The 18,501-nt window shown below is 34.2% G+C and carries 17 protein-coding genes; 8 read left to right on the top strand and 9 right to left on the bottom strand.

All coding sequences use genetic code 11. From position 1 onward, the window contains the following. Positions 1-150 precede the first annotated feature (150 nt). Positions 151-1,512 carry a Kelch repeat-containing protein gene (locus Y10_RS14225; RefSeq protein ID WP_281766076.1) on the top strand — a complete coding sequence of 454 codons (1,362 nt, stop codon included), beginning with the start codon at positions 151-153 and terminating at the stop codon, positions 1,510-1,512. Between the two features lie 80 nt (positions 1,513-1,592). Here the strand turns inward: Y10_RS14225 and Y10_RS14220 are convergent, their stop codons facing one another. Next, complete coding sequence (locus tag Y10_RS14220; RefSeq protein WP_281766075.1) at positions 1,593-2,438, bottom strand: T9SS type A sorting domain-containing protein; 846 nt, start codon at positions 2,436-2,438, stop codon at positions 1,593-1,595. Between the two features lie 66 nt (positions 2,439-2,504). Here Y10_RS14220 and Y10_RS14215 point away from each other — a divergent pair, with 66 nt between their 5' ends. From Y10_RS14215 to Y10_RS14205, 3 genes are all read left to right on the top strand, one after another. After that, positions 2,505-2,657, top strand: coding sequence for a hypothetical protein (locus Y10_RS14215; protein WP_281766074.1), 153 nt, complete (start codon positions 2,505-2,507; stop codon positions 2,655-2,657). Further along, entirely contained in the window at positions 2,654-5,221 is a 2,568-nt protein-coding gene (locus Y10_RS14210) for an alkaline phosphatase family protein (RefSeq protein ID WP_281766073.1), read from the top strand. The genes Y10_RS14215 and Y10_RS14210 overlap by 4 nt, the downstream gene beginning before the upstream one ends. A 144-nt stretch (positions 5,222-5,365) precedes the next feature. Continuing rightward, a complete protein-coding gene (locus Y10_RS14205; protein WP_281766072.1) occupies positions 5,366-6,226 on the top strand; it encodes an NAD(P)-dependent oxidoreductase in 861 nt (286 codons plus the stop codon). 5 nt (positions 6,227-6,231) lie between these two features. On the opposite strand, the gene Y10_RS14200 is transcribed toward Y10_RS14205, so the two are convergent. Next, the gene (locus Y10_RS14200) at positions 6,232-7,767 is read right to left on the bottom strand and encodes a glycosyltransferase family 39 protein (RefSeq protein ID WP_281766071.1); all 1,536 of its coding nucleotides are present in this window, start codon (positions 7,765-7,767) and stop codon (positions 6,232-6,234) included. A 39-nt stretch (positions 7,768-7,806) separates the two neighbouring features. Next, entirely contained in the window at positions 7,807-8,532 is a 726-nt protein-coding gene (locus Y10_RS14195) for a glycosyltransferase family 2 protein (protein ID WP_281766070.1), read from the bottom strand. 202 nt (positions 8,533-8,734) lie between these two features. On the opposite strand from Y10_RS14195, the gene dnaK reads away from it, so the two are divergent. Next, entirely contained in the window at positions 8,735-10,651 is a 1,917-nt protein-coding gene (gene dnaK, locus Y10_RS14190) for a molecular chaperone DnaK (protein ID WP_281766069.1), read from the top strand. Between the two features lie 307 nt (positions 10,652-10,958). After that, the gene (locus Y10_RS14185; RefSeq protein WP_281766068.1) at positions 10,959-11,333 is read left to right on the top strand and encodes a hypothetical protein; all 375 of its coding nucleotides are present in this window, start codon (positions 10,959-10,961) and stop codon (positions 11,331-11,333) included. An 86-nt stretch (positions 11,334-11,419) separates the two neighbouring features. Here the strand turns inward: Y10_RS14185 and Y10_RS14180 are convergent, their stop codons facing one another. Continuing rightward, the gene (locus tag Y10_RS14180; RefSeq protein WP_281766067.1) at positions 11,420-12,286 is read right to left on the bottom strand and encodes an alpha/beta hydrolase; all 867 of its coding nucleotides are present in this window, start codon (positions 12,284-12,286) and stop codon (positions 11,420-11,422) included. A 267-nt stretch (positions 12,287-12,553) separates the two neighbouring features. On the opposite strand from Y10_RS14180, the gene Y10_RS14175 reads away from it, so the two are divergent. Further along, positions 12,554-12,757, top strand: a complete 204-nt coding sequence (locus Y10_RS14175) for a hypothetical protein (RefSeq protein WP_281766066.1) — start codon at positions 12,554-12,556, stop codon at positions 12,755-12,757. Positions 12,758-12,872: 115 nt separating this feature from the next. Here the strand turns inward: Y10_RS14175 and sucC are convergent, their stop codons facing one another. From sucC to Y10_RS14160, 3 genes are all read right to left on the bottom strand, one after another. Beyond that, positions 12,873-14,066, bottom strand: a complete 1,194-nt coding sequence (gene sucC, locus Y10_RS14170; protein ID WP_281766065.1) for an ADP-forming succinate--CoA ligase subunit beta — start codon at positions 14,064-14,066, stop codon at positions 12,873-12,875. 156 nt (positions 14,067-14,222) lie between these two features. Then, positions 14,223-15,041 carry a phosphatase PAP2 family protein gene (locus Y10_RS14165; protein WP_281766064.1) on the bottom strand — a complete coding sequence of 273 codons (819 nt, stop codon included), beginning with the start codon at positions 15,039-15,041 and terminating at the stop codon, positions 14,223-14,225. 156 nt (positions 15,042-15,197) lie between these two features. After that, positions 15,198-15,662 (bottom strand): Lrp/AsnC family transcriptional regulator, encoded by a 465-nt coding sequence (locus Y10_RS14160; RefSeq protein WP_281766063.1) that lies wholly within the window; start codon positions 15,660-15,662, stop codon positions 15,198-15,200. Between the two features lie 162 nt (positions 15,663-15,824). Here Y10_RS14160 and Y10_RS14155 point away from each other — a divergent pair, with 162 nt between their 5' ends. Beyond that, positions 15,825-16,952 carry a 5-methyltetrahydropteroyltriglutamate--homocysteine S-methyltransferase gene (locus Y10_RS14155; protein ID WP_281766062.1) on the top strand — a complete coding sequence of 376 codons (1,128 nt, stop codon included), beginning with the start codon at positions 15,825-15,827 and terminating at the stop codon, positions 16,950-16,952. 34 nt (positions 16,953-16,986) lie between these two features. Here the strand turns inward: Y10_RS14155 and Y10_RS14150 are convergent, their stop codons facing one another. After that, positions 16,987-17,721: an acetolactate decarboxylase gene (locus Y10_RS14150; RefSeq protein WP_281766061.1), complete on the bottom strand. Its 735-nt coding sequence runs from the start codon at positions 17,719-17,721 to the stop codon at positions 16,987-16,989. 207 nt (positions 17,722-17,928) lie between these two features. After that, entirely contained in the window at positions 17,929-18,474 is a 546-nt protein-coding gene (locus tag Y10_RS14145; protein ID WP_281766060.1) for an REP-associated tyrosine transposase, read from the bottom strand. Positions 18,475-18,501: the final 27 nt, after the last annotated feature.

Genomic DNA, 18,501 nt, shown 5'->3' with positions numbered 1-18,501 from the left:
AAATACTTATAATTAAAGTTAGATAAAGTTGGTTTTAAAATTTTATTTACGAATTTTCTCTTGATTTAATAAGTTAATTTTTTCTTTTCTAAGATTTAACATTGCTTAGCAATCGTTTTTCATTAATTTTATAAAAAATCATATAATCCTATGAAAATAAAATACTTATCCATTTTGTTTCTTCTTTGTTTTGTTCAAATAGGTATTGCACAAACCATTGGAGTTACCATATATAACAAGAAAAATAATGAGCCTGTTAGTAATGTTTCTGTAAGTACTAGCAACGCTACCATTATTGGTCAAACCAATAGAAAAGGGTTTGTGGTATTATCTATGGAGGATATAAAAAGTTCTTCCATGATAATTTTTGACCATTCTGATTTTGAACGCTTGGAAATAGAAAGTGGAAAAATGAAGGATGCACAATCTATTTTTTTAATTGAGAAGCCTACTAAACTAGAAGAGGTAACCCTTTTTGGAGATAGAAAATTGCAGAGTAAATTGAAATATACCAAACTAAGCGGATTGGATAAAAGAATTTATGGGTTTGGCTTAGCCTTAGTAGGAGATAAGATTTATGTACAAGGAGGAGATTTATCAAATAGTACAAACACGTTTTTAAAGGGTGATTTGCTTTCAAATAATTTAGGAAGAGGTACATCTTTTTTAGATGTAATTATGTATGAACAAAGACGCAGTTCTAATTATGAAGGCATTAATGATGAAATGTACGTATATGATATAAAGAAAGACACATGGACAGAGGTAGACAAAGTATTTAAAAAACGTGCTTATCACGAAATGATACCCTACCAAAATAGATTGTATTTAGTAGGGGGTAAGTTTATGTCTAGAAATAAAAGATTTCAGTATTTAGAAAATGAAATGGAGATTTACGATTTAGAAAAGGATACTGTTTATGTAGATAGAAGTTACCAGCATGATGCTATTAATTTTACCGCAGTAAATTATAAGGGCAATTTTCTATTTCTAGGAGGAGAAATAAAAAAGAGTAAGAAAGGAGAGCCAGAATATACTGCTAAAGCACATTTGTTTGATGCCGCACATGGTTTTTGGTATCCGGTAAAGGATATGCCTAAAGAACAAGCAGTGAAAGGTGTTTTGGTGGAAAATAAAATTTATTTTGTTGGAGGTATAAAAAATACCGCATCAAAAATTATTAAAAGCTACAATCTTTCTTCTGGAGAATGGAAAAATGAAGGGGAGCTTTTTACCACTATGGAATTACCGGCCTTATGCGCCCATGATCATCTAATTTACATTTACGAGAATGGAATATTTTATACTTTTAATACACTATCTAAAGAGTTAAATAGATATCATATTAATCTGCAATATTATGGTTCACGTATCGTATACTATGAAAATGCATTATACTTAATAGGGGGTATTTTTACAAATAGAGGTGTAGAAAATCCTTCTTCTAATATGTATAAAATAGATTTAGATGAATTTGTAAAAACAAGAATAGTAGATACAGTTTCTTTTTAATTCTTAAGGAGATTCATAAACAACAAAAAGGGACTTTTAGGTCCCTTTTGTTGTTATATGTAAGATGCTGTAATGTTTTTTTACAACATAACCTTTTTTCTAAATACAGCTTTAGAAGCTACATCTGTTATTTCTACAATATAAACCCCGTTTGAAACACCTCCTAATTCAATAGTAGCAACATCGGTATTGGAGTAGCTACCATTCATAATTACTTGTCCAGCTGTATTATATACTTTATAGTCTGAACTTTCAGGAAGGTTAAATAAAGAAACAGTTTTATTCATAGCTACTACTTTAATAGTGTTAGCTAAATCTGTATCATCTGTAGCCAGTACTGTTTGTCCTGCTTCAATAGCAGCACCAGGAGTAACATTATAGGCAAAGTCTTTAACAACCCAAGAGCTTCCACTTGCATCTACATCTAAGCGCACCCATCCGTAATGTATGGCACCACTAATAGCAAACCTAACACCTACATATTTATCGGTAACACCAATAAAGTTACCATCATAACCTGCGTAATTTAATGACATATAACCATAGGAAAAACTGTTATTGTTCCATGAGGTTTGCCCGCTAGATATAATATCTCCAGCATCTAACGCAAAAGGATAAGCATAGTAGCCAGAGTCTCCTAATATTTCATTAGTAGCTGCCATTGGCATCATGTACAAGTAATTGTATGAATATGAAAATCCGTACCAAGAGCTGGAATTATGAACTTGGTAAATATTAAAATCATCTGTGCCATCGCCATCTAGGTCAAGCATATAGTTCATGTCATTACCTCCTGCAAAATCAGGATTAATGTCAGTGTAAACAATTTGTCCGCTAGCTTCTGAAACACCTGCTAAGGCGCCTGCAAAAGCTCCGTACTTCAAAAGTTTTTTTCCAATGTTACTTTTAGGGTAGTTTTTTTTCATAGAATATAAGTTTAAAGTTTAAATGTAAGTTAAATATTTATAAATTTAACAACTAAATCAAAATTAGTGAGAAAAAAACATAAAATTACCGAGAAAAAAGAAATTTTAGATTCTAAAGATTTAACAGATAATATGATACGAGGAGGTTATTTAGGTGTTTTAGCTTTAGGAGACATAGGATTAACTGCTTGGAGAAATAAAAGAAAGGAACGTAAGTGAGTAAAAAGAAAGTATTGTTAATAGGTTGGGATGCTGCTGATTGGCAAATTATATGGCCATTAATAAAGGCAGGTAAAATGCCAGCATTGGAAAAATTAATTAAAAACGGGGTGTATGCTAATATGAGTACCTTGAACCCTCCTTATTCGCCTATGCTTTGGACTTCCGTAGCTACGGGAAAAACTCCGGATAAGCATGGGATTCTAGGGTTTATAGAAGCAGATGTAGAAAAGCAACAAATAAAGCCAGTTTCTTCATTATCTAGAAAAACTAGAGCTATTTGGAATATTTTCCATAATCAAGGGTTAAAAAGTAATGTAGTAGGTTGGTGGCCTACCAATCCTCCAGAACCTATTAATGGGGTGATGGTATCTGACTTTTTTCAAAAGCAATATCAAAAAAGTAAAGGTTTTGAAGATTGGCCCTTACCAGATGGCGTCATACATCCAGAGTCGTTTAAAGAGCAACTTAAGGAATGTAGAATGCACCCTAATGAGATGTCTTTAGAGCAAGTACTTGCTTTTATGCCTACTTATACCCCCCAAAAAAAGGAAGAAAAAAACGAAAAAGATGGTGGTGTATTTACATTGTCAAAAGTATTGGCACAAAATGTAAGTATTCATGCAGCAGCCACCCGTTTAATGAGAACTACAGAATGGGATTTTATGGCAGTATATTATGACTTTATAGATCATATGTGTCATGCTTTTATGAAATTTCATCCACCACAATTAAAGGGACTTCCTGATCATATTTTTGAGCGTAACAAAGATATTGTGAATAATGCCTATCAATTTCAGGATATGATGTTAGATAGAATGATAAGTATGGTAGGGGAGGATACGAATATCATAGTAATGTCTGACCATGGGTATGAGTCTGGAAATAAGCGTATTGTAAAGATGCCTAAGTTTGCTGCAGCACCTGCTTTGGAACACCGACAGTTTGGAATGTTTGTAGCCGCTGGACCCGATATTAAAAAGGGAGAAAAGCTATTTGGTTTAAGTCTTATAGATATTGCACCTACATTATTGCATATGTTTGATATGCCTGTAGGAAAAGATATGGATGGTAAACCTATTTTAGGAATGTTTAATGAGCAGAAAAAGGTTTCCTACATAGATAGTTGGGATGCTATGCCTGGTGATTTTGGAGAACATAGTAAGTTACCACAAAATACGTTAGACGACGAGCAGGTAATGCAACAATTAATAGACCTAGGTTATATTGATAAACCAGATGAAGATAAAAAGAAAAATATAAAAAGAGCTAAATGTGATAACAAGCATAATTTGGCTAGAGTATATTTAGGTAAAAGTGATTTTGCTACAGCTAAAAAATTACTATACGAACTTATAGAAGAGCAAGATGTAGATTTGGTACCCTATTTTTTAGAGTTACTAAACCTTACCGTTAAAGAAGAAAATTACGAAGAAGCTGCCGGTTATCTAGCAAAATTACGTGGCCTTGAAAAAACCTTTTTATATACTACAGATATTGTAGAGGCTAAAATTTTAGTAGGTACAGGTAAGTTAAAGGAAGCCAGAGTAGTGCTTAATAAAGCAATAGCTCAAAAGCCTAATAAATCGGCATTGTGGTATGAGCTGGCGAAGCTTAATTTGGCCAAACAATTTTATAAGAAAGCAAAGCAAGACCTAGAAAAGGCTATAGCTATAGAGAATGACAATGCTAGATACCACCAATTGTTAGCGCATACTTTGGTTCGTTTAGAAGCCCATGAGGAAGCTATTGAGCATGCTTTTATAAGTATTGAGTTGGTAAACTATTTTCCTGAAGCACACTATACATTGGGTGAGGCATTGGAAAAAATGGGAGATTTAGAAAATGCTAAGATAGCTTTTGAAACTGCAGCACGGTTAAAACCTAAGCAGCACCATAGAGCTAATAAAGCTATAGAGAATATTGAAGAAAAACTTACCGATGCTATTGAATTAACTGATAAGGTAGCTTACAAACACCGAGAAAATCAGATTGTAGTGGTAAGTGGTTTACCTAGGTCTGGTACTTCTTTAATGATGCAGATGTTACATCAGGGTGGATTAACTCCCCTAACTGACTCTGAAAGAGAAGCAGATGTTTCTAACCCAAAAGGATATTTGGAGTATAAACCAGTTATGTCTATACATAAAGATAATTCTTGGTTAGAGAAAGCTCAAAACAAAGTAGTTAAAATTGTAGCTCCGTTGTTAAATTTTACATCTCCAGCTTATAGATATAAAGTAATTTTTATGACCAGAGATTTGACCGAGGTAGTAATGTCTCAGCAAAAAATGAAAGGAGAAGCTAAAACACTTCCGCTGCAATTGGTAGAAAAGTTTAAAAAACAATTACAGTTGGTGAATATATGGAAGGATAAAGAACCTGGGGTAGAACTTATTTATGTAGATTATAAAGAATTACTAAATGGAGAAGATGCAACCTTACTTAAAATAACTGATTTTGTTGGGATTCCTTTAGATATACAAAAAATGAAAGGAGCTATTGATACTAGTTTGTACCGTAATAGAGTAACAGCTACAAATGAAAGTTCTACAGAATCTTAACGAGTTTTTGACACTCTAGTAAATCCTGCTTTCGTAACTTACTGCACCATCGAGATGAAAACTCCCAAACGTGTCTTGTATGTAAAAAAAATGTTCAATTAAAAAACTTTGTAGACTGGTCTCAAAGTGATAAAAAATAAACATATGAAAGTAGGATTTATTGGTTTAGGTATTATGGGAAGTAGAATGGCAATGAACCTTTTAAAAGGAGGCCACAAACTGGTAATATTTAACCGTACCAAAGAAAAAGCCATTGATTTAATAAAAGCAGGAGCTATTTGGGAAGATAGTGCTGTAGCTGTTGCAGGGCAGGTAGATGTGCTTATTACCATGTTAGAAAATCCTGCTGTAGTAGAAAAAATGGCAGTAGGGGAGTCTGGCTTTATAAAGGCTATGAAAGACAAAGCTATTTGGATAGATTGTAGTACTGTAAATCCATCATTTAGTGTAATGCTTAGCGAACTGGCTACTTTGCGTAATGTTAGTTTTTTAGATGCCCCTGTATCGGGTTCTAAAATGCCGGCAGAGAAAGGAGAACTCATTTTTTTAGTAGGGGGAAATGTTGACGACTTAGAAAAAGTAACACCGCTGTTAGACTTAATGGGAAGTAAAATTATTCATGTGGGAGATCATGGTAAGGGTGCCGCTATGAAACTGATGATTAATCAAATGCTAGGACAGAGTATGTTGGCTTTTTCAGAAAGTTTATCATTAGGTATGGCTATGGGGTTAGATAAAACACAAGCAATGGATGTGCTTTTAGAATCGGCAGTGAGTGCCCCTATTTTAAAAGCCTTTAGAGCTAGAATAGAGGATGAAGATTATACTCCTAACTTTCCGCTGAAACACCTGCAAAAAGATTTGCAACTGTTTACAGATACAGCATACGAACTAGATAAAGCAACGCCCTTAACAAACACAGCGAAAGAAGTGTATGCTATGGCAAAACAACAAGGTATGGCAGACCTTGACTTTGCTGCAGTTTTTAAATTGTTGAGTACCTAGTACGGTTATTTTTGCCAACCAATAATAAATCCGTCGGAGTATTCTTGTATGGGAAATTCACTGAATTGTGTTATAATTTCTTCTTCTGAGATTAGAAAATCTCGGTAGGTGATGGTTTTGAAATATACTATAACCGCTTTTTTATGAGCAATTTCATTTTTTAGAATATCCATTTCATTTTGATACTCAGGATTAGGAGTATTGTCAAAAGGATTTACAACTTTTGGAATTAGATAAATATGTTCCTTTTTATGTAAATGAAAGGTAATAATGTCATCAGCGTTTGTATAAACTTTTTTATCTACTGCTACCTTATAAGATGCTATAATTTGTGAGTTTTTAAATGTTTTAGAGTTAACACCCTCACCATTGTTGTAGTGGTGTATCCATATAGGAAATGACGCAAAAGGAATGAGAAAACAGAAAATTCCGGTGATTAACTTCTTGTGTTTATAGGAGTTTGTTTCTATAAAATTAAGCAGAAAACATATGAGAATAAGTACAAAAGGGTATAAGGGAGCAAGTAGTCTATTGTCTAGCGGTGTTAAGGCATCAAAAAAAGAAATAGACATTAATAGAAAACCATAGTAACTAAAAATAAAAAACAAGCAGACCGTAATGGTTTGCTTATTTTTTTTTAGGTATGTTTTAAAGGTTATAAAATTAGACCTCAGTACCCTGTATATTAGAATACAGTTAATTAAAAATATAGGCAGTCCTATCACTTTATATTGGAAATAAGGACCAGTGAACCAACTTATAATTGTTTTTACAGATTCTAATAGCTTAGAGAACGAAACAAGGTGAAATACTATATTTCTATCTACACCTTGTCCGCTGTGTGAATTACTATACAGAAACCAAGCTGCAAAAATTATAAGAATAGGGATTAAATAGGTGAATAATAGTATTGCTGTTTTTTTTATAGATGTTCTGTTGCTATATATTATGAACAGTATAATGCCACCAATAAAACCAGCCCCTGCATATCTAGTAATTAAAAAAGCTCCGCTATAGATACCACAGAAAAAGATAAACTTTGTTTTCTCTTCGTTTTGCCATTTCATAATATAATAAAATGCAAGTAGTAGTAATGGAATAAATAAGGTTTCAGTCCAAAAATATTCAAATACAGCAAACGGTAGCGAAACTAACAGAAGTAAAGGAGCTAGGTTTATAATCTTACTTTTAAGGTTTAACTGTAAAAGAATTTTTATAAAAATTAAACCCGAACTAAATAACAGAAATGCGTTGAGGTACCTACCTACTTGTATAGGTGTACCCCCAAGTATTTTAGTAATACAGCCAAGTAATAGGGTATATAAAGGAGGCCAGTGGTTTATAAAATTTCCATAATAATCGGTAAGGCCATTACCTAAAGCTACATTTTCAGCACCCTGAATAAATGAAGTAGAATCGGGTGATACGCCTAAATTATAGGGGGCAGTAACCCATAAGAATAACATGGAGATGCCAACCAATAGTACAATAGCAAAACCATACTTTTTTAAAGTGAAACTATTAAACTTTGTAGGTAGCATAAGGTACTATTTTAAACAGGGTTTAAGGTTAGATATAGTTTATTTAAGTCGTAACGCTCCGTATTTTAAAATACATAGGATAGCTCTAAAACCATCTTTCCAATTTATTTTTTTTCCTTCATCATAAGTACGTCCGTAATACGAAATACCCACTTCGTAAATTCTAATTTTAGGAATACGAGAAATCTTGGCAGTTATTTCTGGTTCAAACCCAAAGCGTTTTTCCTTCAATGTAATATTTTGTATAAGTTCTGTTTGAAACAGTTTATAACATGTTTCCATATCGCTTAGGTTTAAGTTGGTAAACATATTACTTAAAAAAGTTAAAAATACATTCCCTACAGTGTGCCAAAAGAACAAAATTCGGTGTGGGTTATTACCTTTAAATCTAGACCCGTATACCACATCGGCAAAGCCATTTACCACAGGTTTTAATAAGTCGTTATATTCTTGAGGGTCATATTCTAAATCGGCATCTTGAATAATTAAATACTCGCCGGTAGCTTTTTTAATGGCAGTATGCAAAGCAGCGCCTTTACCTTTATTGGTTTCGTGCTCGTAATAGGCAATATTCATTTTTGTATGTGCTTCTGAAAAAGCAGCTACAGCTTCTCGGGTATTATCTGTAGAGCAATCATTTACTATAATAATTTCTTTTTCAATTTGATGAATAAGTGTAACCTGCTCAATTTTATGAAGTATATGATGAATAGTGGCACCCTCATTATATGCGGGTATTAGAATAGAGAGCTTTGTAATGTTCATGTGTGTATAATAGGTAAAGGCTAATGAGGTGCAATATAATTGATTTAATTAAGTAAGAAAATTACTGGCAACTGAAAATCATCTCTTTTGCCAAAAGTATTTATGACACCTTGTCAGTAATCTACTCTTGGCATAATCATTGACTAAAACGATATGATTTCAAGAGAAAAATTGATTAAAACGAAATAATATAACAAAAACTATGAGTAAGATAATTGGTATAGATTTAGGGACTACCAACTCATGTGTATCTGTAATGGAAGGTAATGAGCCAGTAGTGATTCCTAATGCAGAAGGTAAAAGAACAACTCCGTCTGTAATTGCATTTGTAGATGGTGGTGAAATTAAAGTAGGTGACCCTGCAAAACGTCAGGCAGTTACCAACCCTCATAAAACTATTTATTCTATTAAACGTTTTATGGGTAACAAATTTTCTGAATCTCAAAAAGAGGCAGATAGAGTACCTTATGCAGTTGTAAAAGGAGATAATGATACCCCACGTGTAGATATTAACGGACGTTTATATACACCTCAGGAATTATCTGCAATGATTCTTCAAAAAATGAAGAAAACTGCTGAAGATTATTTAGGTACAGATGTAAGTGAAGCGGTAATTACGGTTCCTGCATATTTTAACGATGCGCAACGTCAGGCTACTAAAGAGGCTGGTGAAATTGCAGGTTTAAAAGTTCAACGTATTATTAACGAGCCTACTGCGGCTGCGTTAGCATACGGACTAGATAAAAAATCATCAGATCAAAAAATTGTTGTTTTTGACTTTGGTGGTGGTACGCATGACGTTTCTATCTTAGAATTAGGAGACGGTGTATTTGAAGTATTAGCTACTGATGGTGATACTCACTTAGGTGGTGATGATGTTGATGAGGCTATTATTAACTGGTTAGCTGATGAGTTTAATGCTGAAGAAAGCATGGACTTACGTAAAGATGCTATGGCATTACAGCGTTTAAAAGAAGCTGCTGAAAAAGCTAAGATTGAGTTATCTTCTTCTTCTCAGACAGAAATTAACTTACCTTATATTACTGCTACAGCTAGCGGACCTAAACACTTAGTGCGTTCTTTATCTAGAGCTAAGTTTGAGCAATTAATTCATGATTTAGTTGAAAGAACTATTGCTCCTTGTAAAAAAGCATTACAAAATGCAGGTTTATCTGCTAGTGATATAGACGAAATTATTTTAGTAGGTGGTTCTACTCGTATTCCTGCTGTTCAGGAAGCAGTTGAAAAATTCTTCGGTAAAAAACCTTCTAAAGGGGTTAACCCAGATGAGGTTGTTGCTGTAGGTGCTGCTATCCAAGGTGGGGTATTAACAGGAGATGTAAAAGACGTATTATTATTAGATGTTACTCCACTTTCTTTAGGTATTGAAACTATGGGAGGTGTAATGACTAAATTAATTGAGGCTAACACTACTATCCCTACTAAAAAATCGCAAGTATTCTCTACAGCTGCTGATAACCAGCCATCTGTTGAAATTCACGTGATTCAAGGGGAGCGTCCTATGGCTGCAGATAACAAAACAATTGGTAGATTCCACTTAGATGGTATTCCACCAGCGCCAAGAGGAGTACCTCAAATTGAAGTTACTTTTGATATTGATGCCAATGGTATTATCAACGTATCGGCTAAAGATAAAGGAACTAATAAAGAGCAAAACATTAGAATTGAAGCTTCATCTGGTTTAACAGAAGAAGAAATTGCTAAAATGAAAGCTGAAGCTGAAGCAAATGCAGATGCCGATAAAAAAGCAAAAGAAACAGTTGATAAACTAAATGAGGCTGATGGAATGATTTTCCAAACGGAAAAACAATTAGGTGAGTTTGGTGATAAATTATCTGCTGATAAAAAAGCGAACATTGAAGGAGCTTTAGAAGAGCTTAAAAAAGCATACGAAACTAAAGATCTAGCTACAATTCAACCAGCGTTAGACAAAATTAACGAAGCTTGGAAAGTAGCCTCTGAAGAAATGTATAAAGCACAAGCAGAAGCACAACAAGGTGCACCAGGACAAGACCCAACAGGTGGAGCTGGAGCCGGAGCAGGTGATGCTAACCAAGGAGACGACGTTCAGGATGTAGATTTTGAAGAAGTTAAATAATTCGTTTTTCGAAATTTAACTTTCTAAAATATATACAAAAGCCGATGATTTTTTCATCGGCTTTTTTTGTGTTTAAATTTCTGGTTTTCAGTTTTTTGTAATACGTGTTTGTTGGTAGGTAATAGTAAGGATTGTTTAAATAGGGTATTAATACGCTGTTAGTTTGCGTAGCAATGTTAGATATTTGAATAAGCAATAGAAACAAAAATATATATGATAAGTAGCTACTGTTTTGTTAGAGATTGTGAAAGGCGTAATCCGAAAAGCCTTTGTTAAACAGAGTAGGAATATCTAAAAACTAAACAAAATGAGTAATACTATTAATGTTACAAAATGTGACAATGAAGTTATTTTTGTCGCTTATCAATATGGAGCTAGTTTTGAATTGGCTAGAATAATAAGTGGAAATTCTAATCCTGTAGATGTTACCTTAAATATTGAGGCAGGAGCATATCAAGGTATGCCTTTTTTCAATGGCATATCAAATGCTTTGAAATCAGAGCAAAGTTTAAACCTGGGGTCGGGTGATTATAATTTGGTAGCTATTGGTATTAATTGGGGAGGTCCCCAAGAGTTTTCTTTTGATTTTAATGGAAAAAACTATTCACTGCCATTAGATAGCAATCCTTCTCCTGCTTCAGGAGTAGTTTGGAGTACAGAAGCTATCCCATTTTCGGTATAGATGATACCTAGTCAAATAAAAATACATGTTCTTATAAAGCCGATGATTTTTTCATCGGCTTTTTTGTTTTGATTCTTGTTAGTCTTTTACCAAAAAGAACCTCCTAAAAACTCTAATACTTCCGGGATGTCCGATCTCCAGAACTGCCATGTATGCGCTCCGTCTTTAATGCGCAATTGGTGATACACTTGTTTTTTGCTTAGTGCTAAATGCAGTAGCAGACTGCCTTTAAGTAAAAAATCTTGATCGCCACTACTAATACGGATTCTCACTTTTTCAAGTTCCGATTTTGGGGTTTCCTCTACAATGTTTAAAATGGAGTTTTGGTACCAGTATTTGTTGAGTCTTTTTTTAGCTTTAATGTCGTGACCAAAAATATCACCAAATACAATCTCCCATTTTTCATCATCATAAGTGATGATATCTTCGTCATCATGAATACCGGCACTCATAGGAGCTACGGCAACAAATAAATCGGGATATTTAAGTGCGTACAACATACAACCCCAACCACCCATTGAATGACCGGTAATGGCTCTACTATATTTATTTTTCTTAATACGGTATTGATTTTCTACTGCAGGGATAAACTCCTTAATAAAAAAATCTTCGTAGTTGTTGGTACCGTCATAATTGTTTACATACATGCTTACGCCAGCATCTGGCATTACAATAATCACCGGAGGTATTTTACCAGATTTGATGGCTTCATTGGCATAATAGGCAATGTTTCCTTTATCAATCCATGTGGTGTGGTTATCACCGTAACCGTGTAACAGGTAAATTACCGGGTACGAACGCTGGTCTGTATTGTAATTTTCTGGCAGATAAATGGAATACGAGACCGCTCTTTTAAGAAGGTTACTTTGAATACTGTCTTGCTTTATAGCTTGGGCATTCATAAGTGTAACCATACAAATGGTCATAAACAATAGTACGTGTTTAAACTTCATAAGGTATATTTATAGTTATTAGTAGAGAAGAGCATTCCCTATACCTTATAGCCCATAAAGTAATATAGTAGAATGGGCATTGGAGCAGCGGCTTTCCGATACTAAAAATGCTTTTCACTTGTAGATAGTTATATCCTACAATATAGTAAAAATACCCTGATATATTAAGTGAGTAATGTTGTTTATAATAGCTCTAAATTTATCTTAAAAGGACATTTGCTTTAGTAGTTTTTGCGTACCTTGGTGCATATTATAAATAACATTTTTATGAAAAGTATCTCATTTAATGCACATAAATTAGGAGTGCCATTTTTAGCCTTTATAGCAGTAACATGGTTGGCTGCTTTAACGGTATTGGTATTGCAAATAACAAAAATGTATGAGGTATTTAATACCCGTTATACATTTGTCTACGGTGTTTTCTTTGTGGTACTAACGCAGGTGTATGTTAGGTTGGTTAGAAAGAAGTAACTTAAGATTTTATGGTTTCCATTAGTAAGACGCTAGAAGAAGCACACAACAGCGATACCAAACAAAAAAAGGAAGCCAATTGGCTTCCTTTTCTATTTATATGTTGGTGTTTAGCTTATGCTAAAACCTCTTTTACTTTATCAGCAGCTTCTTGGAACATAACTGCAGAGTGTACTGCTAAACCAGAATTATCAATTAATTCTTTAGCAATTTCTGCATTGGTACCTTGTAAACGTACAATAATAGGCACTTTAATAGCGTCTCCCATGTTTTTGTAAGCATCTACAACCCCTTGCGCCACACGGTCACAACGAACAATACCACCAAAAATATTAATTAAAATAGCTTTAACGTTAGGGTCTTTTAAGATAATTCTAAACGCTTCTTCAACACGTTTAGCATCTGCCGTACCTCCTACGTCTAAGAAGTTAGCTGGCTCACCACCTGCTTGCTTAATTAAATCCATAGTAGCCATTGCAAGTCCTGCACCATTTACCATACACCCAACGTTACCGTCAAGGTCTACATAGTTAAGTCCTACTGCTTTTGCTTCTACTTCAATTGGATTTTCTTCAGTAATATCACGCATTTCAGCAATATCTTTATGACGGTAAAGTGCGTTATCATCAATAACCACTTTCGCATCTACTGCTAAAATTTTATCATCAGAAGTTTTTAAAACCGGGTTAATTTCAAATAAAGAAGAATCCGATTTTGTATAAGCTGTATATAAAGAGCTTACAAATTTCACCATTTCTTTAAATGCAGCACCGCTTAAACCTAAGTTAAAAGCAACTCTACGTGCTTGAAACCCTTGTAATCCAACAGATGGATCAATTTCTTCAGTAAAGATTAAGTGTGGAGTTTTCTCTGCCACTTCTTCAATATCCATACCACCTTCTGTAGAATACATAATCATATTCTTACCAGAACCTCTGTTTAATAAAACAGACATATAGAATTCAGAAGTTTCGCTATCTCCAGGATAGTACACATCCTCAGCAACCAATACCTTTCTTACGTGTTTTCCTTCTGGTGGAGTTTGTGGAGTAACTAAGTCCATACCAATAATATTACCGGCAATTTCTTCTACTTCCTGAAGGTTTTTAGCAAGTTTAACACCGCCACCTTTACCACGTCCTCCGGCATGTACCTGAGCTTTAATTACGTACCATCCGGTTCCGGTTTCGGCTGTTAGTTCTTTTGCTGCTGCAACGGCTTCTGTAGCATTGTTGGCTACAATACCACGTTGTACGCGTACACCGTAAGATGCTAGTATTTCTTTACCTTGATATTCATGTAAATTCATCTGTAGCTATTTTAAAAGTATTGTTTTTAAGATTGTTTTTATAAACGTTATCTACAAAAATAGAAAACAGAATGGTACTACACTAAATATTACGAAAAATTATGGTAAATATTTATACCTAAGGGAGATTCCTTAATTTTTTAATAAAAACAACGTCTAAAAACGATAGCTAATACCAAGGGCTTGTACGTTGTTTCCGTAAATATCAACCTCGGATGTGGGGTACAACCTTACCTTTCTATCTTTTTTATGAAGTGCTGGTACTGCATACCCGGTTAAGGCTCCTAAACCATATCCTAAAAGAACATCGGTTAAAAAATGTTGCCCTGCTTCTAAGCGGTAATACCCAACTGCTGCAGGTATTACTGCCGCACCTGTCCAAACAAAAAAGCGTGCGTTAGAGTTGGGGTGATAATCAGCAAATACTTTTGCAGCAAAAAATGTAGCAGTTGCCGTAGCGGCTACGTGTCCTGAAAAGAAAGAACGTTGCCCAGAACTAGAAGTTCTTTTTTCCATAGGTGCATTTTCACTATATACATACGGTCTGCTACGGTTTACCAAACCTGCCGAAATGGTATACATGGCAGCCGTAGTACTTAAACTTTCTATATACAAACCTATAATGGTTAACGACTCATCATTAATTTCATCATCTAAAAGCAGCGCAAAGGGCATGGCAAATGAGGCGTAAAATGGTAAATAGCTTGCCTTATCTGCATTTTCACTAAAGTTACCAGCAGCCCAGCTATCTATATCATTAATGTCATCAGGGTTTAAGGTTTCTAAATAACTTTCAGAAATTTCTTTTTTATTTTGAATAAGAACAAAACCGTATGCACTACCTCCTAAACCAGCTGCGGTCCACGGGCCGTCAATAGCCCAGTTCCAGTCATATACATCTGAACCACTTTCTTGAGCAGTACCTTTAAAATTTACACTCAAACAAATTAAAATAACAACGCATAATCTTCTCATAGCAAAAACTTTTCTTTCAAGGTATTTTGCTTGCGTTATGTTTTTGCCTTGTTTAACAGCTTGTTAAAACCTTTTTTAGAAGGGATTTAGATATGAAATTATAACATTATACTAATTTTAGTATAAAATAAGATGGGTTCTTAAAAAATTAAGGATTTAAAAAATTCCAATGCCATGCGTGTTTTTTATTTCAGACATTACAAAGGTACTATGTGTGCTACCAATACTTTTTACCGCTCCTAGTTTGTTAAAAACAAAATCTTGGTAATGCTTCATGTCTTGCGCATATACTTTTAGTAAAAAATCAAACTCACCTGAAATATTATAGCATTCTACCACTTCTTTAAGTTTTAAAATGTCGGCAACAAATTGGTTGCCCACTTCCTTGTCGTGTTTTTTCAATTTTATATTACAGAATACAATAAACCCTTGGTTTAATTTATCGGCATTTAATAGGGCTATGTATTTTTTAATATATCCTTTTTTTTCAAGGCGTTTTACCCGCTCAAATACAGGGGTGGGAGACAGGTTTACCTTTGCAGCAAGTTCTTTGGTAGTAAGTTTTGCATTATGATGTAGTGTTTTAAGTAGCGAAAGGTCAATAGTATCTAAGTTGTCCATAGAATATAGTTCTCATTTAAATATGCCAAACATAGGGTAAAGGTATAAAATTCTGTATTTATTAAAGGTGTAGATATTATATCTGTATTTATATGTGAGTTATTGCATTTTTATCTTTCGAGATAGCTTTGTGAGGTGTAAAATTCTAAATAATTATATGATATGTGTACATTACATAAGGCACCTTTTAGGGCAGATACAGTAGGAAGTTTTTTAAGACCTGAGCGTTTAAAACAGGCACGACTAGATTATAGCGCCAACCGTATTTCTAAAGAAACATTAATAAGTATTGAAGATGAAGAAATTCTAAAATTGGTAGCAAAGCAGAAAGAACTAGGACTTAAAGCTATAACTGATGGCGAGTTTAGACGCTCATGGTGGCATTTAGATTGTTTTTGGTTTTTTGATGGTATTGATAAAATAACCTTAGATGCGGGGTATAAGTTTCAAGGAGTAGAGAGTAGACCAGAGTCTGCTGTAGTAACAGGGAAAATTGGGTTTACAGCGCACCCGTTTGTAAAACATTTTGAGTTTTTAAAAACAGCCGTTGGCACAGACGACGCAGTGGCAAGGCAAACCTTACCAGCACCAGCACAATGCTATGCTGAATTATTTAGAGGTGACAATGCTAAAGCCGCGGCAAGTATTTATCCTATTATTGAAGATTTACAAGCTGATTTAATTGCGGCATATAAACAATTAATTTTAGCTCTATATGATGCGGGTTGCAGAAATTTACAATTAGACGATTGTACATGGGGTATGCTTTGCGATGCTAATTTTTGGACCACGATGGTTACTACAGAATACAATCCTGAGAAGTTAATAGATTTATATTTACATCTTAATAACTCGGTATTGGAAGGCTTACCAGAAGATTTAACTATAAACACGCATGTGTGTAGAGGTAACTTTAAATCTACATGGGCAGCTTCTGGCGGATATGACCGTGTGGCTAAAAAATTGTTTGGAGAAGAATTGGTGAATGCTTATTACTTAGAATTTGATACGGAAAGATCGGGAGATTTCGGTCCATTGAAGGAGGTAGCCCCTCATAAGAAAGTTGTGTTAGGCTTAGTAACTTCAAAAGATGCAACATTAGAAAATAAGAGCGCTATAATAAAACGAATACATGAAGCAGCAGAATATGTACCACTAGAGAATTTGTATTTAAGTCCTCAATGCGGATTTGCTTCTACAGAAGAGGGAAACTTACTTACTGAAGAACAGCAATGGGATAAAATAAAACTTATAAAAGAGATAGCGGACGAAGTTTGGGGAACTTTATAAAATACAGAGGGCAGTAATAAACTGCCCTCTATTTTTATTGTTTCGGAACATATAAGGTAAGGGCATCAATTTCTATGGCATCTAAATGTCCCATTTGTTTTTCATCTTTAGTAATAAGGTGCATGTGTACATAGGAGTCATGATGCGTAAATACTGCTTGGTGTTCGGTAGAAAAGAAACCTACTATAGTAACGGCTTTGTTGCTTATAGGGTACGTTACTTGTCCTTTATGAGCATCGGCACGTGAAGCTACTTTGGTACCGTCGGGTAAATTTTGTACGTGTATAGTAGCATTGTTTACAGTACCTTCTAATTTAAAAGGAAAAGGTCTTTTATAAGTGGTACTTATAGTATCAATAAAGTGTTCTAAGGCTTTACTATTTTTAATGGTATCTGGTACTGTAATAGTAGTCCAATCTGTGGCATTTGCATATACAAAAAAAGGTGCTGAAATAGTTGAATTTTTAGTAACACTCATAGTAGTGTCAGAGGTTACGGTAGCCACATAGCTATTTCCATTATTAACAAGTATCTCCCCTTTAAGATAGGCTACAGGACCCAAACCATATAAACCAGTTTTATTGCTTATAGTGTCTAATAATATGGTTCCTTGCAGTTGCCCCTTACGCATTACATTTTTCATAGCTCCTGAAATTTTTACTTCGGGTGGCGTACTGCTTCTTTCTTTCTTTTTATTTTCTGCGCATCCTATAATTGAATAACCAAAGAAGCTTAAAATGGCGATTTTTAAAAGTAGTATTCTGTTCATATAACGCAAGATAGTAGTTTTTTATTTTTAGGATATGTTTTTGATGTGAGTGTAAGAATGCTAGTGGTAGCCTTTGAGGTTAAAAAATGAGCGCTCCTGCTAGCGTCACGCTAGTAGCGGTACGAGTAAGAAGAGTATGTTTTGAGATTTGAAATGTAGCACATCACTAAATAAAAGATAATAGTCATAAGTTGACTAACTAAAGTGTTAATGAATATCAATTTCTAATACGGTATGATCTTCTGAGTAGTTTCTTGCACTACTGTATTTGTAATCTTCAGGTTTAACAACAAGTCCTGCCTCAACAGGATTTTGATGTATATAATTTAATTTTTGAGTGAAGACATGAGGGCTCCATATTTCAATTGGTTGATTGTGTTGCTGCCAAAATTGTTTGTTAGTTACGGTAGGGTTTTTGGAACCAGCTTTTTTCATCATGTATAAAAGCCATTCTTTTCTGCTTTCTTGAGGATTTTCTTTTATTACTTTAATAAGTTGTCTAGAGGTATAACCTTTAAAATCTCTTAGTAATTCGGATGGATTATCTTCAGTAGCACTGAATATTAAATGAATATGACTAGGCATAATACAATAAGCATATATCAACATACCCTTATTTTTCCGGCAATAAGTTAGACTTTTAGTTATTATATCAAAGTATAACGGTCTAACAAAAATATCTATCCAATAAACTGTGGCAAAGGAAACAAAATAACACCCGGAAGGGTTAAGAAATTTGTAGTTTCTACTCATTTAACAATACTTTTTAATTACATAATT

It is taken from the genome of Neptunitalea lumnitzerae (genome assembly GCF_027924185.1).
Lineage (GTDB): Bacteria > Bacteroidota > Bacteroidia > Flavobacteriales > Flavobacteriaceae > Neptunitalea > Neptunitalea lumnitzerae.
The sequence above is the reverse complement of the archived record's forward strand: the minus strand, read 5'-3'. Positions and strand labels throughout refer to the sequence as shown.